This is a genomic window from Synechococcus sp. BDU 130192 (genome assembly GCF_963876085.1).
Classification (GTDB): Bacteria; Cyanobacteriota; Cyanobacteriia; order Cyanobacteriales; family MRBY01; genus MRBY01.
Window position 1 is genome coordinate 59,653 of sequence record NZ_CAWNNO010000003.1, and the last position, 23,198, is coordinate 82,850.

Sequence of the window (23,198 nt, forward strand, 5' to 3'; positions counted from 1 at the left end):
TCTGGATTTAATTCAAATATCTTATAAAATACTTCCTTAATTTTAGCTGATCTTTTATATTGGCTGAATTTATCATGCTTAAAAGTTAAAAAAAAGTTATCAAACAAAATTTATATCCATATAACCCGTCAGGAGCAATCTTTTATTTTTATGTTTATTCTAGAAGGAGATTACATAGGTTAATCAATTTGTTTAACTGTTCTGAGTTAAGGTCATGAAACATCATCCCCTGCAATCTGTGTGTCAGCATCTCAGTCAAATTGAAATTAGTAATCCAATCACAGTACGTCTAATTTGCCGGGTTATTCCTACTCGCTGTCCTTGTGAACGAAAGATAAATCTTTTTGGTGTAGTAATAATTGAGATCCCCCCCTTGTGTAAGCTGAATTCCTTTTATGAAGAGTTAATTGGTTTACGGTTTCGGGCGCTTTCTTATTTAGCCGATGTTTGCCATGAGGATGGCCACCGTTATTGTTAATTAACAGTTCAAGAATTCTTCCATCATGCATAAGCTTCCACAGTCACTACAAGAAAAAAATAACTCTGGTTGGTCTCTTCAGGTTTATAGTGGCGATCGACGCTTGATTTGTATCATCAATTCATCCCATGTTTGGCTCCTCTGTTTGGGGATTACTTTCGGACTCCTATCGGGATTAATGTTTAAAGAAATTATGCCAGAGGTTACTACTAAACCAACGAATTCTGAAATCAATTCAGCACTCACGATGCCTATCGGAATCGATTAGATTAGTCATTGTTAGTTCGATTTACTCATTCAAAAAATCCACGAGATGCGATAGATTAATTATCTATCGTTTTTTATGGCTTGATAATTTTAAAAAGAAAAAAATCTGTCCTAATTGTCTAGATTAAAACAGATACAGCTCGATGGAGGAAACTTTTGAAAAACGAATGACTACGCCGCTTCGTCATGGGCAAACTGATTGTAGAGAAAGTCGAGGGCGTAATTCCGCAATTCGTAATATTCGGGGTCTTCCATAATTCGGTCGCGATCGCGGGGACGGGAGAAAGGAATGGTCAGAATTTCACCAATTTTGGCGTGGGGGCCGTTGGTCATCATCACAAGGCGATCGCACAAAAAGAGGGCTTCGTCGATGTCGTGGGTAATCATCAAGACGGTGCAACGGTGGTCGTTCCAAATTTGCAGCAACTCCTCTTGTAATTCTTCTTTGGTGATCGCATCTAACGCGCCGAAGGGTTCATCGAGAATCAAGACTTCAGGAGGAATTGCTAAGGCTCGCGAGATGGACACTCGCTGTTTCATTCCCCCAGACAATTCTTTTGGTAATTTATCCACAGCATGGCGCAGGCCGACCAGATAAATGTGTTCCTCGACGAGGGCGCGTCGTTCCTGGGCCGAAACTCCCTTCATCACCTCACCGACAGCCAGAGCAATATTCTGATATACCGTCAACCAAGGCAGCAGTGAATAGTTCTGAAAGATTACCATTTTATCCGGGCCCGGTTGCTTCACCCGTTGTCCTTCGAGGGTAACAATCCCTTCCGTGGGTAAATCTAAACCCGCAATCATATTCAAGAGCGTTGATTTCCCACAACCAGAGTGACCGATTAGGGAAATAAATTCCCCTTTTTTAATTTCGAGATCAATCCCCTTGAGGGCCACATATTCATCACCCCCCGACAAGGGAAACACCTTGTCAATACTATCAGCCGCAACAAAAACACTCATAAGTTTTTACCAAGCAAAATGGTGATCAATTAGTTCTAGAAGGTATAAGTCGTACGCAAAGCAAAGACGCTGGTTGTCTCATTTTGGGCATCCCCTTCCGGATTGAAAATTACAAATGCCCCTGGTGTAATGCTGATGTGATCATTGATTTGATGGCGATAAAAGGCTTCCAATTGGTAGGGGGTTTGGCGATCGCCAATATTTGCCGGACTTAAACTCGCCCCATTGCCTGCATCCACCCGATAGAGCGGTTGACCAAACAAAATCCCTGCCGCGTTCCCCTTAGCAAAGGCATCTGGAAAATATAGCCCCGCCATCCAACTGCTCAGATTCGTATAGGCAGAGCCACTCCCCGCTTGATCCGTCATAATGTATGCCCCATAACCCGTCAGATTAACCTTCGGACTAACACGCCAATTCACCGTTGCCCCAAAGGAGTTAAATTGCACCGGGGTGGTCAGCGGCAAATCTCCCAAAATTCGTGTCTCAGCCCCCATTAAACTCGTACCTGCAATGTTGATCTGGTGGTAGCTATAGGCATAGTTCAAACCCAAATCAAGTTTGTCATTGGGGTAAAGGGTCAGTTGTGTCGCAGCGATAAAACTGCCATTGAACAAGCCAGCCCCCAACGGTGTCCCCGGAAAACCTTCATTACCAGGGATTGCCGCATTGACGGATCCATAGAGTGCCCGCCAATCGATGACATCATTGGGTTTATAGATAAAGCCCGCTGCGGAAGCAAGTCCCGTGCCACTTGTGCCGCCAGACATCCGCAACACCGGATTTAAAGTTGCAAACCGAGAAAGTGCTCCTTGGCCCTCACTGGCAAAGGGAAGAATTGCCGGAAATGCATCGGTGACTTCCGCCTTCGGGCCGATAAATGCCGTCAACTTATCTGTGATTGGCGCAATGTAGAGCAACTTGTACAGACAAAGGCTGTTGTTACCGCAACTGGGTTCAAGATTTTGCGGATTAAACCCAGCAAATTGCGGTTCCCAAGCGAGGCTAGTCATTCCTTCTCCGAGAATAGAGGCATCATTCGGGAAGAGGGTTTCAGCGACGCTACCGGTACCTGTAATGCCTTTACTTGCCGTGAAATTATAGGCTTGCAAACCGGTGATTAGAGCATCTTTGCCGGTAAAACTGGTGGTCAAATTCAGCCGCAGACGATTATTAAAGGTAATCTGAGCATCGTTGCCCTCTGGTTCGCCACCCGTTGCCTCACTGATAGAGAAAATAGCTTCCCCATTCAGTTTTGTGGTCGTTGAAAATTGTTGGTTTTCGAGTTCACTGGTGCGGGCTTCGAGATCATCAACCCTTGCGCCGAGGGTAGCTAATTCTGCCTGAAACTCGTTGGTCAATCGCCGGAGGGTCGCGAGATCGCTAGAGGATACATCGGCATTATTACCTTGAATCTGCCGTTCTAGGGTATTGAGGCAAGCATTTAGTCCGGCGGCAAATTCATAACGGCTCAGGGGGCGATCGCCACGGAATGTTTGATCCGGATAACCAACAATGCAACCATACCGTTCCACTAGACTTTGTAGGGCTTCATAGGCCCAATCCGTCGGCTTCACGTCCCGTAATCTCAATACTGAGGCCATTTGTCCCATGGAGGCCGAGGCTAGATAACGAGTCTCCTGTAGTGTTGGTGAACTCAGCGATGTTTCCGAATTAATTTCCTGGGCCTGTAGTGGCGGAGCAGCCTGAAAAATATTGCCCCCAACGATCAAAGTAGTCAGCCAAAAAAGTTGCTGTTGTCTCATAACAGTAGATTCCTCCTCGATAAATATAAAACTGTTTAAAATGCCCAAGAAAGTTCCAATTGTTTCTGTGCTAAAACTCTAATTACTACAAAGAAAATATGGGTAAGCTGCCATGCCAGTGATGATCAAAAATTTACGACGACTGTATTGATTCATATATTTGTGTTTACTTTGACTAGGTACTGTACTCGATTGATCGAAGGATCAGTGACGGGAAACAGCGAGAGAGAAAGGGCAGAATCCCCAAGGACATTGCCCTTAAACTTGGCCTATTGATAGTCTTTCGACTATGAATGTGAGATTTAATATAGTCCTAAGACCATGACATGTAAATAAGCTGGGCTTGAGTCTTTCTGGGCAAAATAATAACTAAAACTTATCTAAAATTGGTTCAAAAAATGCTTTCGGGTACTGCATCGTGAATTTTTTCTGGGATTGTGGCTATGGCAACTGCAATGTTTATGCTGTGATGTGAGCAAGTCATGCCAGTAGATGATGATGTAAAGAATCGTTGATCCTTATGGGGAGATTGGTTTGTTTTGGCGTGGGTTGTGACAGCATCAAATGAATTATGTGTTGTGATGGGTCACAGTGATGGAACCAAATCATATTTGGACATTTGTTCCGGAAGATGTTTATGCTGTCCTGGAATCTCAACCTGACGGCTTATCGGCCCAAGTAGCACAACAACGTTTAGAAAAGTTTGGGCCAAATGCGCTACCGGAACCGCCCCAACGGCCCCTATGGTTGCGTTTTTTAGATCAAGTCACTCACTTTATGGCCCTGTTACTCTGGGTGGCGGGAATTTTGGCGTTTGTTTCGGGGACGCCGGAACTGGGTTGGGCGATTTGGGCCGTGATCTGGGTGAATGGCATTTTTAGCTTTTGGCAGGAATTCCAGGCAGAAAAATCCCTAGCAGCTTTGAAAAAGGTGTTGCCCGCACAGGTGAAAGTGTACCGAGATGGTGCGCTCCAATCGATTCCGGCGGTGGAACTGGTACCGGGAGATGTGATGCAACTGGAAGAAGGCGATCGCCTTTCTGCGGATGCGCGGTTGGTCGCTTCAGAAAGTTTATATCTTGATCTTTCGGTGATGACGGGGGAATCATTGCCTGTGGCGCGGAATGCCTATCCGGTACGGGTGCGAGAAACGGCGTCTGTGCGTGATGGCCAGCCCCTCCGCCGGGGAGAACAACCAACCCGAGAAAAAACAAATCCTGCAGAAATTGCCAATTTACTCTTGGCGGGGGCGACAGTTTCGTCGGGGCGGGGGGTGGCAGTGGTCTATGGCACCGGTGCCCAAACGGAATTTGGTCATGTGGCCCATCTAACAACCAATGTGAAACGGGAACCCAGTAGCCTCGAAATTCAGGTGGGTAAGATTGTCCGCGTTATTACGGCGATCGCCTTGACGATGGGCGTGATTGTTTTTCTGTTGACGGAATTTTTAGTGGGGATGGAACTGCGGGAAAGTTTCGTCTTTGCCATTGGCATTATCGTTGCCCTCGTGCCAGAAGGATTGCTGCCGACTGTTACCCTCGCCCTTGCCATGGGTGTCCGGCGGATGGTGCGCAAAAATGCCCTGGTGCGCCGTCTTTCTGCGGTGGAAACCCTCAGCGCCACCACGGTGATCTGCACGGATAAAACGGGTACCCTCACGAAAAATGAAATGACCGTCCATTACCTCTGGTTGCCCTGGTTAACCGAAGCAGAATTGCCTGTTCAACCGCCTCTACAAACCCCTAATCACGGCCAACCCGGAGAAATTCAACCCTTTTTAATCGAAGTCACTGGTGCCGGTTATGACCCTGGATCGGGCACCGTGAATTTAGCCGGAGACTTCACCGCCCGCTGGAAAATTGACCTGCTATTGACGGGGGCTGCCCTTTGTTCTAATGCCCAACTCATCCACCTCGACACACCGAGCCGCTGGCAGGAAATTGGCGATCCCACCGAAGCTGCTTTGATCGTCGTTGCGGTTAAGGCCGGCTTAAATATTGAACACTTACAACAACAATATCCCCGGTTACGGGAGATTCCCTTTGATTCTCGCCGGCGACTGATGACTGTGGTCTTAGATTGGCAGGAGTCAGATATTTGGCAGAGCGAACTGCCCTGTATGGCCTTTACAAAAGGGGCACCGCTGGAGGTATTGCGCCATTGTCAGGCGGTGTTGCGCAATGGGGCGATCCAAACTTTGGGCCATGAACAGTGGGAAGAAGTGGTACAAGCCAATGATCGTCTTGCAGCCCAGGGGTTTCGGGTGTTGGGGGTGGCGGCGCGACGAGGGCAACGGGATTTGGTTAATCTGCGCGCCCAGGATCTTGAGCGGGATTTGATTTTTATTGGTTTAATTGCGATGTTTGATCCGCCCCGGCCGGAGGTGAAGCAGGCGATCGCCCAATGTCATACCGCTGGCATTAAGGTGACAATGGTGACGGGGGACTATGGCCTCACGGCCCAGGCGATCGCCCAACAAATTGGCATTGTCAATCAGCAAGTCCGGGTCGTCACCGGAGAAGGCATGGGCCATCTGTCTGATGCTCAACTGCGGCAAATCCTGAAATATCGTTCGGGCCTCGTGTTTGCGCGGATGTCTCCCGAACAAAAATTACGCCTGGTGCAAGCCTATAAAGACATTGGGGAAGTGGTGGCAGTGACGGGGGATGGGGTGAATGATGCTCCGGCTTTACGGGCGGCCCACATTGGCATTGCCATGGGGTTAAATGGTACCGATGTCGCCAGGGAAGCGGCGGATATCGTCCTCACCGATGACAACTTTGCGACGATCATTAGCGCTGTAGAACAGGGCCGCGCCATTTACCAAAATATCCGTAAATTTATCACCTATATCTTGGCTTCTAATGTTCCGGAAGTGGCTCCTTTTCTATTGATGGTGGCCCTCAAAATTCCCCCAGCCCTGGTGATTATGCAGATCCTAGCGATCGATCTAGGCACAGATATGATTCCTGCTTTAACCCTAGGGATTGAGGCGGCAGAGCCGGATATGATGACCCAACCGCCCCGCAAACAAACGGAAAATCTGTTGGGGCGATCGCTCCTGATCCGTGCCTATTGTTTTCTCGGCCCCATCGAAGCAGTCTTGGGAATGCTGGGCTTTTTTATTGTCTGGTGGGGTCATGGCTATGGTTTAGCGGAACTCCAGGCGATTACCCCAGATTTATTGCGCCACAGCACCGATGCAGCCACTGTCGGGATCTATGCCCAAGCCACCACCATGACCCTAGCGGCGATTGTCGCCTGTCAAAATGGCAATGTTTTCACCTGCCGCTCTGAAACCACCTCTATTTTTCGGTTGGGCTTTTTCTCAAATCCGCTGATCTGGGTCGGCATTGCCACTGAATGGATTTTGGTGATTTTGATTATGAAGAGTGCTTTTTTCCAGGAGATTTTTTTTACCGCCCCCCTCGATCCGTGGCAGTGGCTGGTGTTGATTACTTGTCCGCCCTTGATTTTGGGTTTTGATGAACTGTGGAAACGTTTTTTCGCCCCACGTTGACGCTGATATCGGGGGCAATTTTATCGAAAAATAACTTGAAAAATATTACTCCCTGTCCACATTAGGCCAATAATGACCCCAATAAAAATTAAGGCGATCGCCATACCGAGCAAGCTTAAAACCCCATCATCTTCCTGGAGGCCGAGGGCCGCAAAAAAAATGGCGATCGCCGGCACCGTATTCGCCCCCGGAATCGGTAAAACCACCAATAGGGCCATGGCCGACAAAACAATTCCCAAAATAATTCGTCCCGGCAGACTGTGACAAATGGGCGTCAGACGGGGTTTTGTGATTTTCTCGACCCTTTTTAACCAGGGAATCAGATAACCCATAAACCGCTGAATTTGCGGTAGGGAAAAGGACGTTTGGAGAACTTTGCGGGGCACCCAAGGTTTAGACTGCCCCAGACATAGTTGCAGGGTGATCGACAGCATCGCCATGCCAAAAATAAAAGAGGTGCCAGGAATTGCAAAAATACTCAAAAAAGCAATGAGCGCCAGGGGAAAACCAAATAATCTTTCCTCGGTGAGGGCAAAAACATTGGCTAGGCTCACCTTTTCCGGACGTTCCTCCTCAAAAAAATAGTGGTGTAGTTTTTCAGAAAGTTTTTTCATGCTGACTGGGCGAGCCAAAAAACGGCTTATTTACTGATAGCGTTCGAGAAAATCCAGGGCTTCATTGCGCAGATCATAGTATTTTTGAGTTTCCCGCAGTTCGTGGATATGTCGGGGTCGAGGGAGATCCACCGTTAAAACTTGCCCAATTGTAGCCTGGGGGCCATTGGTCAGCATCACGATTTTGTCAGACATAAACAGGGCTTCGTCAACGTCATGGGTAATCATCATCACGGCCTGGCGGTGGTTTTCCCAAATGTCGAGGACTTGGGTTTGCAGTTTCGGTCGGGTCAGGGCATCGAGGGCACCAAAGGGTTCATCGAGGAGGAGCATTTTTGGCCGAGTCGCTAAAGCTCTCGCAACCCCTACCCGCTGTTTCATGCCGCCAGAAAGTTCGTGGGGATATTTGTCGGCGGCGGCGGTGAGATTGACCATGTGGATATGTTCGTTAACAAGGTGGCGGCGATCGCCTTTGGAAAGATGCTTGTGAACTTCATCCACGGCTAGGCGGATATTGTCTCGGACCGTTAACCAGGGTAAGAGCGCGTAGCCCTGGAAAACCATCATCCGGTCAGCACCGGGGCGGCGAATCAGTTTCCCTTCTAAGGTGACATGGCCGGCGCTGGGTTTTTCTAAACCCGCAACGATCCGCAGCAGGGTCGATTTACCGCAACCAGAATGGCCAATCACAGAAACATATTCCTGAGCACCAATGGTGAGATTGATATCTTCGAGGACAACAAACTGGCTCCCATCGGCCTTGGGATATTGTTTGTGAATATGCTCAATGGCTAGAAAAGTATCGTTGGGAGATTCCATGGCGGCAGGGGAGGGGAAAGATTGGGGTCTAGTCATAGTGGAATTCCAATTTTGTAATGGGGTTTAACTAACGGGATAAATTTGGGGACGGTTGGCCCGCAGTTCAAAACTATTGAGGTAACCGACTGGGTCGCTTGGATCAAAGGCTTTTTGGTCGATAAAGGCAGTGGCTGGTTCTACCTTGTAATCTTCGCTGGGACTGGTAATCCCCATTTCGGCGGCAATGTCCCGGTAAAGATCGGTGCGCCAGGCTCGCTTGGCGATCGCCTCTAGATCGGTTGGTAATGTTTCAATTTGGCCCCAGCGGGCTGCTTGGGTCATTAACCAAATCCCCTGGGACTGCCAGAGAAACGTGGAATGATCATGGGGAATTGTCGAAGTTTCGGGGTGCAGCTCAAAAAAGGTCGTCGTATCTAAACTGCTCTCTAGCCGTTGCTGGGCATCAAAACCGCCGTAGTCGTAATCCCCGACGATGGCCGGACGAGTATAGTTCACATTGGCCCCTGTAAAGGCCCGTTCAGCAATAATGCTTGCCACTTCTTGCCGATGATTGGGGTCGCCACAATACTGACAGGCTTCGATTAAGGCTTTGACGAGGGAACGGTAGGTTTTGGGGTATTGTTCAATGAAAGATTCTGCCACCGCCAGCACCCGATCCGGATGGCCCCGCCACACATCTCGCCCTTGAATGAACGTAAACCCAATGCCTTCATTTTTGGCGATCGCCCTAGTATTCCAAGGTTCTGCCACCATGTAGGCTTGCATCGCCCCGATCCGCATATTGCTCACCATCTGGGGCGGCGGCGTAATCACCAATCGCAACTCTCGCATCGGATCAAGGCCAATGGTGGCGACTAAATAACGGGCAAAATATTCATAAATCGAAGAACTTAAGGGAATCCCCCAAGCGCGGTCATCAAGGGGAGATTTTTGCCAAAAACTGCGGAGATCTCGGCCAAATTTAGCTAAATCACCTTGGTAATCTGGCCATGGTTTTATACCAGCCTCCCAAAGCTGTCGGTTCATGGTTAAAGCATTGCCATGGCGGTGGAGGGTCATCGCTGCCACCAACGGAAAAGCCCTAGCTCCTTCGGCACCAATTCGCGCATTGGTCACCGCCCCAGAAACCACCGGCGACGCATCTAACCGACCGAAGATCAACCCATCACGGGCATTGGCCCAACTGGCTTCGCGACTGAGTTGGACATTCAAACCGTATTTCTGGAAAAAACCTTTTCTGTAGGCGATCGCCAAGGGCGCACAATCATTCACTGGCACAAAGCCCACCGTTAAATTCGGCTTTTCCAAACTTTCTGGCCGTACCAAGGGCTCAACCGCTAAAGCATGGGGCAAATGACTCTGAATCTTTTTACCCGTTGGGGCAGTACAAGCACCATAAACTAATGCCGAAGCCGTTGCCCCCATCCCAAATACAAAGGAGCGTCTACTTATTTTATTCATTGCAGTGATGCTCCTAATGCTGGGCCGGACGATGGGTAATCGCCGTTTGCAGATAAGCGAGGGCCGAATCTAGAATTAAGCCTGTGATGCCGATGACAAAGACTGCCAAAAATACCGAACTCACATTGAGGCGGTTCCATTCGTCCCACACAAAAAAACCAATGCCAATGCCCCCGGTGAGCATTTCCACCGCGACAATGACGAGCCAAGCGACCCCCATGCTGATCCGCAGACCTGTGAAAATGTAAGGTAAACTCGCTGGCAAAATAACCCGCCATAGTTGTTTCCAGCGGGGCATTTCTAACATTCGCGCCACTTCGAGATAATCTTTCGGTACCTGGGCCACACCTTCTGCGGTGTTGATAATCGTTGACCAGAGGGAGGTGATAAAAATGACAAAAATTGCCGAGGGTTCTGCCCCACTAAAAATAGACAAGGCGATCGGTAGCCAAACTAAGGGCGAGACAGGTTTGAGAATTTGAATGATCGGGTTAATCGCGAGCCAGGCATTACGGGAGAGGCCAATCCAGATTCCCACTGGGATCGCCACCAAAGCCCCCAAAATAAAACCAATAATCACCCGGCGCAAACTGGCCAAAAGCAACCAACCTAAACCCAAATCGCCAGGGCCACGCCGATAAAAGGGATGCAGAATAAAATCCAGGTTATTGACCAATGCTTCTAGGGGCGTCGGCATCATTTCGCCCCGCACTAAGGCGATCGCCCACCAGAGCAGTAACAATCCCCCAAAACCATAGAGGGGTAGCCAAACTTCTTTCCGGAGACTTCCTTGCCAAAAAGGTGGTACCAAAAACTTTCTGACCCCACGGGCCAAACTTGATAATAAAACCATGCAAAATTACCTACCCTTTCACAGTAAATAGAGGGAAGTGATTGGTAACTGACAGTCGTTGTCTGGGAATTCTGATTTACGGTGCGATCGCCGTGCTTCAGTCTTCTTCCGATGCTGACGAGGTTAGCTGACGGGCTAGGACTGGAAGATGTCCCTTTTCTATGTATCCCAGAAAATAAGCCCCGGTGTCTTCCCGGTTGGGTTGACGGGTGGTTCCCCCGCTTCAAGGCTTCGTAACCTTGAACTAAGCTGACTTACTCAGTTGGCCTATAAGCTAGCATTTCTCCAAGGACTTTGTAAATTACCGTAGGGATCAAAAAATCAAAAATCCAATCAAGCCCAGGGGACTGAACTCCCTTTGCCTCTGCCAGGAGATATCCCATTGGGGGGCGATCGCTGGGAGATTTTCGGCCCAGCGCTTCAGATCCAACGCCCATGCAATTCCATCGAGCACGGGCTTCCCTGTGGCCAGACCCCACCGGGCGTTTCCTGGGCTTGCTTCAAAATTCCCAAAATCCTGACTTCCACTCGTGAGTTGACCCTATTGCCGCAACAGTCACCACAAGATTTATCTTTGAGATTTCCTTAAAATTAGCGACTCTTTTTGGCACTTTTAATTTTCAACAATCCTCAGCATAAATTTATGATTTGTCTGAAGAATATTCGCCTTTAGCACTAAGAATATGAATTCAATGATATTATAGAATCTACTTTCGGTTCTAGTGGGGATCAGCCACTAGAGGAAACGGGGAAAGAGCAGTGAAAATCTGCCGCTGTCCCGCAGCTGTAAGCCAGTTTTAGCGCTGTAATTTTAGGGGTCATTGTCATGGTCAATCTAAAATTAAGCCCTAAAAATTGTGTAAGTCAGAATGCCCGCCGATCGCCAACCACCTTCTAAAACATCTGCGAGGTACGGATGATCACTGTTTTAGTCTTGGCACGTTCAAGAACGTGCCGCCATAGAAGCGTTTCGAACAAGCTTCTCCCCCAAGTCTTCAAAACCACTCAGGCATCACTGCCAAAATATTCCTAACGATTTTGTCGATTAAGTTGTGGTCATTGGCGCTGTTTCGATTCAGGGCCTGGGCGTTTTTTGCTGCCTCAATTTAATGGGCGATCGCCTTTTTCTTTTTAGTTTGTTTAATCCCTAAATGGGGTAATTTTTTGCTGCATTCATAGCATTAGTTTTCCCAGGTTAGTGGTCAAGCTTCCTAACAATTTGCCGTTCAATTTTTTAGCATCAAATTCATTCAGGACAATACATAATGACGACATTTCAAACAATGACTCTCGGCTATGCTCGCATGGGTAAACGCCGGGAACTTAAGAAAGCATTAGAAACTTTTTGGGGCGGAACTTCTAGCGCAGATGAGTTATTGGCCCTACGGCAGGATCTTGAGGTCAAAACCTGGCAAGCACAGTTAACGGCGGGCATTGATCGCATTGCCGTAGGGGATCAAACCCTCTACGACCATGTCCTAGACTGGACGGTGCGTTTGGGGCTGATTCCCCGGCGGTTCCAGGGTTTGAGCGGGCTTGATCGCTACTTTGCCATGGCTCGGGGCCGGGATGCTTTACCCGCGCTGGAAATGACCAAGTGGTTCGACACTAACTACCACTACCTGGTGCCTGAGATCGAAGACAAGATGCAACCCCTGGGAAACTTTGGGGAATTTTTGGCGATGGTGCAGCGATCGCAAGCCGTTTTGGGCGATCGCGCCGTACCCGTAGTCCTCAGTCCGGTGACCCTCTTGGCCCTGAGCCGCCACAACGGGGATTTGATGGCTTGGTTGGATCAGTTACTGCCGCTATATGTCGATCTCCTAGGCCAGCTCAAAGCCCTGGGGGTAAAGGAAGTCCAACTGCATGAGCCAATTTTGGTCACAAGCCAAGCCACCGATCTCAAGGCAGCGGTGCAGAAGACTTATCACCAACTAGCCGGAGTCGGCTTGCCCATACAGCTAATCACCTACTTTGATGACCTGGGGGTGAACTATGGCTGGGTGACGCAGCTACCTATGGCAGGGATCAGCTTAGATTTTACCCGGGGTCACAACTTAGATCTGCTGATATCCCAAGGATTCCCCACCGACAAAATTCTGGGGGCGGGGGTCGTCGATGGACGTAATATCTGGCAAATTCATCCCGATATCACCTTGGCATTGTTGAAAAAATTACAGGCGATCGCCCCCAACTTACGGGTACAGCCATCCGCCTCACTGCAGTTTGTCCCCCACGATGCCACCTCAGAAACCCAGTTGCCTGAACCCTTACGCCAGGTTTTGAGCTTTGCGGAACAAAAGTTGACGGAGGTGACCTTTCTCGCTCGCACGTTAGCTGGTGATGAGACGACGACCCAACAAATGGCCATTGAGCAGCAGTGGCAAACCTTTAAGCAGTTCAATCCGCCAAATGTCGCAGTGCAGAGTGCAATCCAGAAATTGACTGCAACAGATTTTCAGCGATCGCTCCCCTATGACCTCCGTTTAGCCAAACAGATCCAATTGCCTCCCTTGCCCACCACAACCATCGGCTCCTTCCCCCAAACGAAGGCTGTACGTCAGTTGCGAGTGAAATACAAAAAAGGGGAGATTTCCCAAACAGACTACCAAGCAGCGATCGATGGGCACATTGTCGATTGCATCAAGCTCCAGGAAGACATCGGCTTGGATGTGCTGGTGCACGGGGAATTTGAGCGCACCGATATGGTGGAATATTTCGGCCAACAACTGCAAGGGTTTGCCTTTACAGTCCACGGTTGAGTACAGAGCTATGGCAGCCGTTGCGTGCGGCCACCGATTATCTATGGTGATGTTTCATGGCTCCAGCCGATGACGGTGCGAGAGTTTCAGGTCGCCCAATCCCTAACGAACAAACCAGTGAAGGGTATGCTCACTGGGCCAGTGACGATGATCAATTGGTCGTTTACCCGCACTGATATTCCCCGCCGTGACCAGGCAATGCAAATCGCCCTCGCCCTACGGAAGGAAGTAGCGAGCCTAGAAGCGGCTGGAGCGACCCTTATTCAAGTGGATGAACCAGCCCTACGGGAAGGGTTACCCCTAAAAATCAAACGTTGGCAAGCATACCTAGATTGGGCAGTCGATGCTTTCCGGTTGGCCACCAGTGCTGTTCAACCAAAGACCCAGGTTCATACCCATATGTGTTACTCCGAATTTGGCGACATCATTGAACATATTGAACGCCTAGATGCGGATGTGCTCTCTATTGAAAACAGTCGCAGTAATAATGAAACCCTGTTTGAAATTACTAATGCTGGCTATCGCTACCAAGTAGGAAATGGGGTTTACGACGTCCATAATCCAGCTGTTCCGAGCGTTGAACAGATGGTGCAGCAGCTCCGCACGGGCATTGACCACCTGGCGATTGCTCAAACTTGGATCAACCCAGACTGTGGCCTCAAAACTCGCCGTTGGGAAGAGGTCATACCGGCCCTCAAAAATATGGTGGTTGCGACTCAAAAATTACGGGAGGAAATTCAAAATGCTGTTCAGTGATCTTTGGCAGTGTCGCGACACGACTTGGCAAGCTGCTTTTATTCGGGAAAACCTATTGTCCTTAGGTCATGGAGCCTGGCAAGGATATTTGACCCAAGGGCGCGGCCTGGTTGTTTGTGAGGTGGGCGCGACAGATCTGACTCGCTTGAATTGGCGTCAAGCAGTGGTGCCCTATCATCTCCAATACCGGCCAGCCGCGACCGTTTATCCATACCTAAAGTCCCGTGGTCTACCGAGCGACGTGCTGGATCATCTCTTAAAGGTGTTACAAACCTATACCCCTGAGCGGGAGATGCTCCTCGTTCTCAACCATGGTGCCGCCATTGAGGTGGATTGGTTCCAGAACTTGGCGATCGCCCCTCCCGACTGTTACCAACAAGTTTGCGATCGCTGGGAAGAATTCAATTTGACCCCTGAATCTACCAGGAAGTATCGAAGTGGCGAACCATGAAAAATTAACACTATCGCCAAATCGGAGTACAGACTAAGCCTCAGCGATCAAAAGTCGCCAGCTCCAGCAGTATCTCCACTACCCTGGGCGCATTCCTGCCACTGTCCATCCCTTTGTCAAAATGGCCCAGGGTCAATCGAATTTGCCCCAATCAGGGCCCCAGCGCCACAATCTGATCAAGGTAAGGCGATCGCCCTTGGCAGCGCTGTCATCCTTGGGGGTCTTGCTCTTGGTCAAATTTCCCAAAGCCATCCTGATCAAATTGCCAGGACGATCAAAGCACAACTGTAAAGATTCACCTTTCGCTTTTGATTCTGGCCAGGCCGAGGAACGTTAGACAGCCTCAAGCAGTAGTACGGTTTGCCTCGATATGGACTTCGAAAATCATCAAGTAATATCATGATCAAAAAGTCAGATTTTGTTTTAGCGCCCTACATGCAGCGCAGCGATCGCCACGCCACCAATCAAATGCTCAATACGGTACTGCCCTATGTTGGGCTATGGATTTTAACGATTAAAGCCGCATCGATTTCCCTTTGGCTGTTACCGCCCATTGTTGGCTTAATGGTGCTATTTTTGTTGCGCTGCTTTTCGTTGATGCATGACTGCGGTCATTACTCTCTGTTTCGGACAAGACAGATGAATCGAGGGGCTGGTTTTTTGCTGGGAATTATTAACGCCATCCCCCCCTATGCCTGGTCACGGGATCATGCCTACCACCATAAAACCAACGGCGATTGGCAACGGTATCGAGGCATTGCCGATTTTTTGTCCACAGAGGAGTTTGCCCAACTCAGTGCCCCTAAGCAAAAGCTTTATGCTTTCCTAAGGCAGCCAATTATGGCCCTGCCCGGTGGCTTTTTTTACCTCGTCATTCAGCCCAGACTAACTTTAGGATTGGGCTTTTGGGAATTTTTTCGCCACAGCTTAGCCCACCTTAATCAACAGGGTTTAAGTAATTTTGGGGCGATCGCCACCACCTATCGATCTCAATACTGGCAGACCTGGGAAGAATTTTGGGACGTGCTATTAAACAATATTTTTGTGGTGGGTAGCTGGATTATATTGAGCGATCTCATTGGGCCAGGGCTATTTTGGAGCCTCTATGCCTCCGTGATGACCTTTGCTGGAGCCATTTTTATCTGCATCTTCTTTGTCCAGCACAATTTTGAAGGGGCCTATGCCCACAGCACCGCAGATTGGGATTATCTACGTGGCGCTATTGAAGGCAGCAGCTACCTCGATCTGCCCCCTTGGCTACGGTGGTTTACCGCTGATATTAGCTACCACAGCATCCATCATCTCTCCGAAAAAATCCCCAATTACCATCTAGCCGCTTGTCATCAGGTCAATCGTCATCTGCTCTCCCAGGTGAAGACTCTCCGCCTGGGCGACCTACACCACTGTGCCAAATTTATTCTCTGGGATGCGGCAACCCATCAATTAGTCCCCATACCAACCCAGTCAGCCGTAGCGCCCAAAAATAGCGCGATGATTCCCACGACAGTATCGAAGCTACGCCCCAAAGGAAAGGGTTAATTATCTAAAAATTCTTTAAATGACTGTTTTAGTTCAATAAAAAGCCAAAATTGAGTGAATATAATGTCTATTCTTGCATTTTTTGTTGTTTTTTGCCTACTTTTACTGTTGGGTAGCCTAATGGTTTATCTGTTGACTGCCCATAAATACCAGTCTTCTGCATCCGTTGCCCAGTCCTATGATGCCTGGACCCAGGACGGCATTCTGGAATTTTATTGGGGAGAACATATTCACCTCGGCCACTATGGATCTCCCTCCTATCGGAAAGATTTTCTGCAATCTAAACATGACTTTGTCCATGAAATGGTGCGTTGGGGTGGCCTCGATGGACCAGGTGGCAACTGCTTCCCAGATTACTTGCCACTATGAAACATAGGTACAGACAGTGACCTATGGTGAGACAGCCGCAACGGTGACGGTAGAGACAAAGCAAGGAAAACAGAACCTTAATGCTACTTTGGTGGTGGCGGCCGATGGCAGGCGATCACCGCCCTACCCCCTGCAGAATTCATTGCCGCCATGGAACGCCACTATGGTGAGCTACTATGCTTTGCTGTTTACTGATGCTCTGAACCGTATTTTTTCTAACAATTGGTGGCCCCTGGTGACAGGGCGGCGGTGGGTGCTGTAGCTCATGCATCGCTGGTCACTTCTGAGGCGCGCAATGTTACATCTGATGACAGGTCTCTGGGGAGATCACCCTTCAAATTTTGCTGTACCAAAAATAACGGTTAACCCAAGAAAGGATCGTGCCCTTGGAGTAAATAAAACTAGTACAGTCACAAATTCTGCTAAAAGTAGTGGCAAAAATAGAGAAAATCCTTTAGAGGCAAAGTTTTTAGATAAAAATATACCTAATTGAGTCCATAAAATTGTGTTTTTAAACTATTTGCAATTTCATGACAAGCTACTTTCGCTGCTTGCACCACATGAATTGAGCGAATAAAACTATGGATTAGGGTCGGGTATCGAAGAATTTTGACCGGAACTCCAAATGACCGGAGGCGATCGCCATACATTAACCCATCATCCAGGAGGGGATCCTGTTCCGCAACTGCAATAATTGCGGGTGGTAGTTGACTGGCATCCTTAACTCTTAGTGGAGACACTTGCCATGCTTCTGCTTGGGAAAAATCTTCTAAATACTGCTGCCAGAACCAAGCCATTGTTTCTTTTGATAACCCAAGCTGATGACCTGCTTGATAGGAGTTTGTCTCAAAGCCGTACTGGGTAACGGGAGTAATCAGTAATTGGGCAATGGGCGAAATTTTCCTCTCATTGCGTAACTGGATTGCTGCCACCGCTGCTAAATTACCCCCTGCACTTTCTCCACCAAGGGCTAATCGTTGGCGATCGCCTCCCAAACTAGCTGCTTGTTGATCCGCCCAATAAATCGCATCAAGGGCATCATGGACGGCTGCGGGATACTTATGTTCTGGAGAGCGTCGATAATCTACAGAGATCACAATACATTGCCCATATTTAGCTAAAAAAGAACAAGTATCGTCTGCACTATCCAAGGAACCAAAAACCCAACCACCCCCCTGAAAATAGACAAGTATTGGTAAAGATAAGTCAACACCTTTATCACAAATAGGACGATAGATTCTAATTGGAATTGCTGGTGAATGAGGACGTTTAATTAATTGATTCTCAAATTTTACGCCAACTTCTAACCTGAGATCGTAGAGTTTAATGGCTTCTTGAAAAAAAAATCGCCCCTGCTCTGCTGTTAGTTGTGTGATCGGAGGATGTCCTAATGTTGTCATCCGCTTTTTGATTTTTTCAATGATTTTAAGAACCTCTAGATCGATTTTGCTTTGAGTGATCATAGTTATTTCTACCAGCAAAAGCTGCCAATTATTTTTGTTTAAGAAATGTATTGATCCCCTAAAAAATATAGGAAATCAATTGAATTTGTCAGAATTAAAATACATTAATGCCGGACAAACTTATGGCTTGTTTGAATTTTGGAAAATTCTGAAAAAAAGGTGTGTTTTTCTAAAATCATCAAAGTTGCTTTTTTGTGGGGTAGCTTAACTGTGTCATAGATTTTAAAACCCATATTAGTTAAAAGAGGGATTAAAATTCGATTTTTGGCGTCAGGTTCAATAATAATTCGCTCCGTATCATAGGTTTTAAAAGCAAACTGAAACGATGCCCGAAAGATCGGTATAAGATATTCAGGGGTCAAATGACGTCTTTCACCTATGGCAATGTGCCCACCAATATCAGATTTTTGATAGGGATAAAAATGGCGAATATTATCTGCTGAGACCTGATAAAAAATACCATAACAAATAGGTTCCCCTTCCAAAGAAGTAATTACCAAATCCTTTTGGATTGCTGTAAGAGATTTTCTCAGGAACTTCTGAAATTCTGTAAATGAAAGATTAAGCTTCCAAAAAGGAACCAAATGTCTTTGGTGCATCCAGTTAAAAATACGTTCTAAATCTTGCCCATAATCAACAGTACGGATAGAGGCTGTCTTGTTATATTGCGCATCATAGTAATCAAAAGGAGTTGTTAAGGCTGCTTGAAACTTTTTTTTTCGAGCAATTAACTGATCATAATCTGCATCGTGCAATACGGTATGCAAAGCGTTATTGACCTTTCCATAAGCAGCAGCATGGGGGCGATCGCTGTCGTCGTTATAGCCGTAGGTAATTAAACGATTACGGTTTAAACAGAGCTTTGTAAATTTTGGAGCCAAAAGATTAAACAACTCAAAACGATCTTGAAGCTGTGGAAATTTCTCTTGGTAATTCAGAATGGCTTGTCGTACTTGCCGCCAGAATTTTACTTCGGGATAGCAAATATGTTGATCTAAAAGGTCAGAAAGATAACGATGGTGACAAATAAATAAGCCTGCAAAAATAAACTGACATAAGCCTTCGGGAGGTTCAGTGAGCAAGACTTCTTTAAGATCTGCAGAAAGATTGAGTAGTTCCGGTAGCGGCTGATCACTGATATTAACATCATCCACAAAATCCTTCATTGCAAGGCGACTGGGAATATTATTTTTGAGGACAAGAATTGTATTTTCACCATGGGGTGAGAACACCGTGCCATATTGATAGAGGTAGTGAAGTAACGGTGGTAAAACAGTATTGAAAAGACGATCTAACCAATCTTCAAGGGTTAAACCGGACACATCAACTAACTTAAGAATCAGGGGATAACCATCAGCATCGAGGTGCACTAAAGACGCGAGAGTAACGGGTCTTTCGTCGGGGTCGGTATAGCTCAGAACACTTTCTCGCCAGAGACAACCCAACATTTCTTTGTATTGGTAAGGGGCACTGGAAAGTTGCTTGTAGTAATTGTGATTGTAATTTAGACTTGCCACTTCACCGGGCAGAATCATCCGGCATTCTTCACTCAAAAAAGGATCGTTGGCATGGATAGATTTGATGTACTCGGTAACCTTCGGGGCAATTTGGGTACGCTCATTGGGCAAACCACGATAAACCAACGTATTCAGAATGCTGAGAGGCAACTTCACATGGCGCTTCTGGCTGTGGCTAGTGTTGACAAATGTCCGGATGGATTGCTGCGGTAGATAGAGATCTTCGCTCTTACCGAGGTAAACAATCGACTGCAATGCCACCGCTTCACCAAAGATCGGCACAACGATGTTTTTCCATTGCCAATCATGGACGGGCATGAAGTAATACTTAGCTGGCTCTAAACCACGCTCCTCTAACAGACCACTGAATCTGGCAACCGCTTCAGGAGATAATTCTTCTTCGATTAAACGCTCATACTCAAGATCGGTAACGCCGTTGTAACTAGACTGCTCGCGGGCGATCGCCAACCAAGTCATCTGGATAGATTGCTTGCTTTCGGGGGCATGTTCTAAATAATCGTCATAACTAAAACCAATGCGACCCTTATTAAAAGTAATCCAAGGGTGACCTTCCATTTCCCCTTCCAGCTCGGCATAGTTGAGGTTGAGGAGATCAACATTTTTGCTTTGTTTGCGCTGATAAATGTGGGCATCAGCAATCAAAGTATTGGTGAGTTCCTTCAACAAATGGGCGGTTGTTTCACCGGTCATCCCCACTGTTTCATGGATATCTAATGCAAACTGAAAGGGGTTAGTTGCAGGTGTCCATTCATCATTTTCGCCGCGATAAATCGACTTTGGATCAACGCGATAACTATCAAACACTCGCAGCTTGGCAGTAAAGCGATAACCTAATCCATCAGGCAAGTTCAGTTGATAGGTAACAATGTCTTCTTTGTCATCAATAACATCTGGTTTGATGATCTCCTCATACATAAACTCCGAGAGCATTTTTGTTAGGAGATTGAGACTAACGGTTTTCCAGATTTCAGGAGTTAAGGCGGCATTCAAAGCTTGAATATTATTCATGATCATTAGGTAAATAAGTTAATTAATAGAAGAAAAAATCTGCTTTTTCAAGCATCATGTTGATGTCGAGTAATCGTTTTTGCTAACACTGGATGTAATCCGAGTGACCAAGTATAGGCTAATGTAAATACTGACAAAATACCGGCTAGAATTAAAGGAAAAGCAAAATTATATTGCTCGACGGCATAAGAGGCTGTTAAGGGAGATAAAACCATACCAATATTAGCAAAAGCAAACATTAAAGTGTAATTAAGAGGAATTTTTTGTGGGTCACTATTGTTAAATAAATAGAGTTCTAAAGCCGCTTGGGTGACAGCAAGAAAGAAACCATAAACTACTCTCGAAAATACAAATAGCGATAAAGAATTTGTTGACCCTTGGATTAATAATGTCACTGCCAACAGCAAAGATCCCATGGTATAGAGTAATGAAATGCGATGAGGTTTGGCGTAACTGCGGATAAAAGGCAATGCGGCGATCGCCATTAAACTGGGAATGGCAAATAGAATACCGCCAGTCGTTAAAGTTGTGCCAAAATAATCTGCCCCAGTGACATAGCTAACAAAATAGGGCCGCACGAGATTGTGAATAAACTGAAACAATAAACAAATCACGCCAATAGCTGGGATAAATGCCCAATGGGTTTGCAGAATATCTATCGGTGAATTGTCTGATTTGACTTTTTTAATTGACTGTTTATTTTCAGGTAATGCTTCTAAGAAAAACCAACATAGAGCGAATTGCAATATATCTAATAAAGCCACAATAAAAAATGCATTAAGGGGATTTTGAAGCTGAATAATCCAGACTCCAACGATACTAGAAACAACAATTCCTGTGTGAAAAATAGCCTGGTAAGTTCCGGCCATCATCTCCCGTCTTTCTTCACCACCTAACTGAATAATTAGGGGATAAAGAATCACAAAACTACTCCGAAACATTAACAAAATTACTGTGGCGATCGTAAACTGCGTCACATTTTGAGTCAAGGTTATGGCTATGCAAACTAACGCAGAACAAATTTGCCCAGAATAAAGTAAAATTTTGATATTTAATCTATTCGAAAAAAATCCCCAAAACGGTGCAGTCAACACTACTGTCACCCGACAAATAAAAATATAGAAGCCAGTATAGCTTAAATCTTCAACACCGAATACTTTTTCAAAGAAAACAGGATAAAAAGGTGCGAGTAATACTTCTGAAAAAATATAAGTAAAGGCACAAACAAATAAGACTGAAATTGAACGATTTAAAGTGTGATTCATATCAGCTTACACCGAAGTTTTGGAAGACATTTTTCTGGGCTATCGGATAAACTTCTTGACCAAGTAGGGTATTAATAATTACCGAGCTGCGATGGGCACCTAAACCAAGATCTGGGGCACCAATGCCGTGGGTGTGAAGTTCGCCATTCTGTACAAAAATTGAATTAGGAATAGATTTTGTGAGAGTAATGCGATAGTTAAAGTCGATGCAGAAGCGGTCTTTATAATCCCACTCGATTAGATCGCGGATGGGTTCGATAAATTCTGGGACTCGATGCTTATAGCCTGTGGCAAGGACAATGCAATCGGTGTTGTGTTCAAAATAATGATTTTGCTGTACCTGGCGATAACCGAGACGATAGCCGTTCTCTGTAACTTCTGCCTCCTTTACCTCCAGAGAGGAGCATAGTTTCACATCTAACTCAGTGCCACCAATAGTTAATTCGTAGAAGCGATTGTAAATTTGGGCAATTAATTCTGCAGCCATGCCTTTGTACAAAAGATTTTGACCGGAACGAATTTCATCACGTTTTTCGATAGGCAAATTGTAAAAATATTCGATGTAATCAGGGGAAAAATATTCGAGACCTAGTTTAGAGTATTCCATGGGAAAAAACCCTGGGGAACGAGTATGCCATTCGAGGTGATAACCGCATTCTACTTGAGTATTTAACAGCTCATAAAATGTTTCGCCAGCACTTTGTCCAGAGCCAATTACAGTCACAGACTTTGCATTTTGCCATTGTTCTTTGCGGTGGAGAAATTCACTAGAATGGAAGATATTATCTTGCTTCCCAAGTTTCTTTAGACAATCAGGAATACTTGCGGTACTACCGACCCCAATTGCTAAATGTTTCGCGTGATAAGTGATGGCGTTATTGGTTTCATAATCGCGAACTGTCACGGTGAAGTAACCTGCTTCATTCCAGGCGATCGCCTCGACGTTTTTTCCGAACTGACAGGTATCACCCAACTGCTCGGAAACCCATTGACAATAGTGGTTATATTCTCGGCGATAAATCTTAAATTCCTCAAGGAAATAGAAATTATAAAGACGAGAATGTTCGCGGAGATAATTTAAAAAGGTAAAGCGACTACGGGGATCTGCCATCGTGACCAAATCCGCCATAAAAGGCACTTGAATAGTTGCGGCTTCGAGCAACAGACCAGAATGCCAATCAAATTGAAGCTTTCGTTCGAGAAAGACTGCATTAACTTCAGAAATTGGATCTAGTAAGGCTGCCAAACTTAAATTAAATGGCCCGATACCAATTCCGAGTAAATCGTAAACTTGATTATTCATT

General features: G+C 46.5%; 16 protein-coding genes, 1 pseudogene and 2 riboswitches. Of the genes and pseudogenes, 7 read left to right on the plus strand and 10 right to left on the minus strand.

Features of this window, described 5'->3' with window-relative positions; translation table 11 throughout:
• Positions 1–214 precede the first annotated feature (214 nt).
• Entirely contained in the window at positions 215–478 is a 264-nt protein-coding gene (locus tag AACT35_RS01530) for a Mo-dependent nitrogenase C-terminal domain-containing protein (protein WP_099238327.1), read from the plus strand.
• Between the two features lie 438 nt (positions 479–916).
• On the opposite strand, the gene AACT35_RS01535 is transcribed toward AACT35_RS01530, so the two are convergent.
• Both AACT35_RS01535 and AACT35_RS01540 read right to left on the minus strand, forming a co-directional pair.
• On the minus strand, positions 917–1,711 hold the full coding sequence (locus tag AACT35_RS01535) for a nitrate ABC transporter ATP-binding protein (protein WP_099238329.1): 795 nt from the start codon (positions 1,709–1,711) through the stop codon (positions 917–919).
• 35 nt (positions 1,712–1,746) lie between these two features.
• Entirely contained in the window at positions 1,747–3,477 is a 1,731-nt protein-coding gene (locus tag AACT35_RS01540; protein ID WP_099238331.1) for an iron uptake porin, read from the minus strand.
• Positions 3,478–4,071: 594 nt separating this feature from the next.
• On the opposite strand from AACT35_RS01540, the gene AACT35_RS01545 reads away from it, so the two are divergent.
• Entirely contained in the window at positions 4,072–6,996 is a 2,925-nt protein-coding gene (locus AACT35_RS01545) for a cation-translocating P-type ATPase (protein WP_099238333.1), read from the plus strand.
• 20 nt (positions 6,997–7,016) lie between these two features.
• On the opposite strand, the gene AACT35_RS01550 is transcribed toward AACT35_RS01545, so the two are convergent.
• Genes AACT35_RS01550 through ntrB form a run of 4 tightly spaced genes read right to left on the minus strand, consistent with a single transcriptional unit; the run spans position 7,017 to position 10,743 of the window.
• Positions 7,017–7,610 carry an exopolysaccharide biosynthesis protein gene (locus AACT35_RS01550; protein ID WP_065711910.1) on the minus strand — a complete coding sequence of 198 codons (594 nt, stop codon included), beginning with the start codon at positions 7,608–7,610 and terminating at the stop codon, positions 7,017–7,019.
• 30 nt (positions 7,611–7,640) lie between these two features.
• Positions 7,641–8,465 carry an ABC transporter ATP-binding protein gene (locus AACT35_RS01555; protein WP_012305491.1) on the minus strand — a complete coding sequence of 275 codons (825 nt, stop codon included), beginning with the start codon at positions 8,463–8,465 and terminating at the stop codon, positions 7,641–7,643.
• Positions 8,466–8,492: 27 nt separating this feature from the next.
• Positions 8,493–9,890 carry a CmpA/NrtA family ABC transporter substrate-binding protein gene (locus AACT35_RS01560; protein ID WP_099238335.1) on the minus strand — a complete coding sequence of 466 codons (1,398 nt, stop codon included), beginning with the start codon at positions 9,888–9,890 and terminating at the stop codon, positions 8,493–8,495.
• Positions 9,891–9,903: 13 nt separating this feature from the next.
• Positions 9,904–10,743: a nitrate ABC transporter permease gene (gene ntrB / locus AACT35_RS01565; RefSeq protein WP_099238337.1), complete on the minus strand. Its 840-nt coding sequence runs from the start codon at positions 10,741–10,743 to the stop codon at positions 9,904–9,906.
• Positions 10,744–10,840: 97 nt separating this feature from the next.
• Positions 10,841–11,004: riboswitch (cyclic di-AMP (ydaO/yuaA leader) on the minus strand.
• A 436-nt stretch (positions 11,005–11,440) separates the two neighbouring features.
• Positions 11,441–11,638, plus strand: a riboswitch (cobalamin riboswitch).
• 370 nt (positions 11,639–12,008) lie between these two features.
• Here ntrB and metE point away from each other — a divergent pair.
• The 5 genes and pseudogenes from metE (at position 12,009) to AACT35_RS01590 (ending at position 17,113) form a co-directional block, all read left to right on the plus strand.
• Positions 12,009–14,261, plus strand: a pseudogene (gene metE, locus AACT35_RS01570) (5-methyltetrahydropteroyltriglutamate--homocysteine S-methyltransferase).
• Positions 14,248–14,712 carry a hypothetical protein gene (locus AACT35_RS01575; protein WP_065711915.1) on the plus strand — a complete coding sequence of 155 codons (465 nt, stop codon included), beginning with the start codon at positions 14,248–14,250 and terminating at the stop codon, positions 14,710–14,712. The pseudogene metE and the gene AACT35_RS01575 overlap by 14 nt, the downstream one beginning before the upstream one ends.
• A 399-nt stretch (positions 14,713–15,111) precedes the next feature.
• A complete protein-coding gene (locus AACT35_RS01580) occupies positions 15,112–16,251 on the plus strand; it encodes a fatty acid desaturase (RefSeq protein ID WP_099238341.1) in 1,140 nt (379 codons plus the stop codon).
• A 120-nt stretch (positions 16,252–16,371) separates the two neighbouring features.
• Positions 16,372–16,620: a hypothetical protein gene (locus tag AACT35_RS01585; protein WP_445267893.1), complete on the plus strand. Its 249-nt coding sequence runs from the start codon at positions 16,372–16,374 to the stop codon at positions 16,618–16,620.
• Positions 16,621–16,915: 295 nt separating this feature from the next.
• The gene (locus tag AACT35_RS01590; RefSeq protein WP_138073874.1) at positions 16,916–17,113 is read left to right on the plus strand and encodes a hypothetical protein; all 198 of its coding nucleotides are present in this window, start codon (positions 16,916–16,918) and stop codon (positions 17,111–17,113) included.
• Here the strand turns inward: AACT35_RS01590 and AACT35_RS01595 are convergent.
• From AACT35_RS01595 to AACT35_RS01610, 4 genes are all read right to left on the minus strand, one after another.
• A complete protein-coding gene (locus tag AACT35_RS01595) occupies positions 17,106–18,101 on the minus strand; it encodes an alpha/beta hydrolase (protein ID WP_254047967.1) in 996 nt (331 codons plus the stop codon). The two genes, AACT35_RS01590 and AACT35_RS01595, sit on opposite strands and share 8 nt — an antisense overlap.
• 86 nt (positions 18,102–18,187) lie before the next feature.
• A complete protein-coding gene (locus AACT35_RS01600; protein WP_099238381.1) occupies positions 18,188–20,629 on the minus strand; it encodes a GNAT family N-acetyltransferase in 2,442 nt (813 codons plus the stop codon).
• A 47-nt stretch (positions 20,630–20,676) separates the two neighbouring features.
• Positions 20,677–21,894: an MFS transporter gene (locus tag AACT35_RS01605; RefSeq protein ID WP_099238345.1), complete on the minus strand. Its 1,218-nt coding sequence runs from the start codon at positions 21,892–21,894 to the stop codon at positions 20,677–20,679.
• Position 21,895: 1 nt separating this feature from the next.
• Entirely contained in the window at positions 21,896–23,197 is a 1,302-nt protein-coding gene (locus AACT35_RS01610; RefSeq protein ID WP_099238347.1) for a lysine N(6)-hydroxylase/L-ornithine N(5)-oxygenase family protein, read from the minus strand.
• Position 23,198 lies beyond the last annotated feature (1 nt).

Coding starts and splice junctions, on each gene's coding strand:
- AACT35_RS01555 (WP_012305491.1), bottom strand. CDS start 8,465: ATGACTAGACCCCAATCTTTCCCCTCCCCTGCCGCCATGGAATCTCCC.
- AACT35_RS01575 (WP_065711915.1), top strand. CDS start 14,248: ATGCTGTTCAGTGATCTTTGGCAGTGTCGCGACACGACTTGGCAAGCT.
- AACT35_RS01590 (WP_138073874.1), top strand. CDS start 16,916: ATGTTACATCTGATGACAGGTCTCTGGGGAGATCACCCTTCAAATTTT.
- AACT35_RS01540 (WP_099238331.1), bottom strand. CDS start 3,477: ATGAGACAACAGCAACTTTTTTGGCTGACTACTTTGATCGTTGGGGGC.
- AACT35_RS01530 (WP_099238327.1), top strand. CDS start 215: ATGAAACATCATCCCCTGCAATCTGTGTGTCAGCATCTCAGTCAAATT.
- AACT35_RS01535 (WP_099238329.1), bottom strand. CDS start 1,711: ATGAGTGTTTTTGTTGCGGCTGATAGTATTGACAAGGTGTTTCCCTTG.
- ntrB (WP_099238337.1), bottom strand. CDS start 10,743: ATGGTTTTATTATCAAGTTTGGCCCGTGGGGTCAGAAAGTTTTTGGTA.
- AACT35_RS01605 (WP_099238345.1), bottom strand. CDS start 21,894: ATGAATCACACTTTAAATCGTTCAATTTCAGTCTTATTTGTTTGTGCC.
- AACT35_RS01580 (WP_099238341.1), top strand. CDS start 15,112: ATGATCAAAAAGTCAGATTTTGTTTTAGCGCCCTACATGCAGCGCAGC.
- AACT35_RS01550 (WP_065711910.1), bottom strand. CDS start 7,610: ATGAAAAAACTTTCTGAAAAACTACACCACTATTTTTTTGAGGAGGAA.
- AACT35_RS01585 (WP_445267893.1), top strand. CDS start 16,372: ATGGTTTATCTGTTGACTGCCCATAAATACCAGTCTTCTGCATCCGTT.
- AACT35_RS01545 (WP_099238333.1), top strand. CDS start 4,072: ATGGAACCAAATCATATTTGGACATTTGTTCCGGAAGATGTTTATGCT.
- AACT35_RS01610 (WP_099238347.1), bottom strand. CDS start 23,197: ATGAATAATCAAGTTTACGATTTACTCGGAATTGGTATCGGGCCATTT.
- AACT35_RS01560 (WP_099238335.1), bottom strand. CDS start 9,890: ATGAATAAAATAAGTAGACGCTCCTTTGTATTTGGGATGGGGGCAACG.
- AACT35_RS01600 (WP_099238381.1), bottom strand. CDS start 20,629: ATGAATAATATTCAAGCTTTGAATGCCGCCTTAACTCCTGAAATCTGG.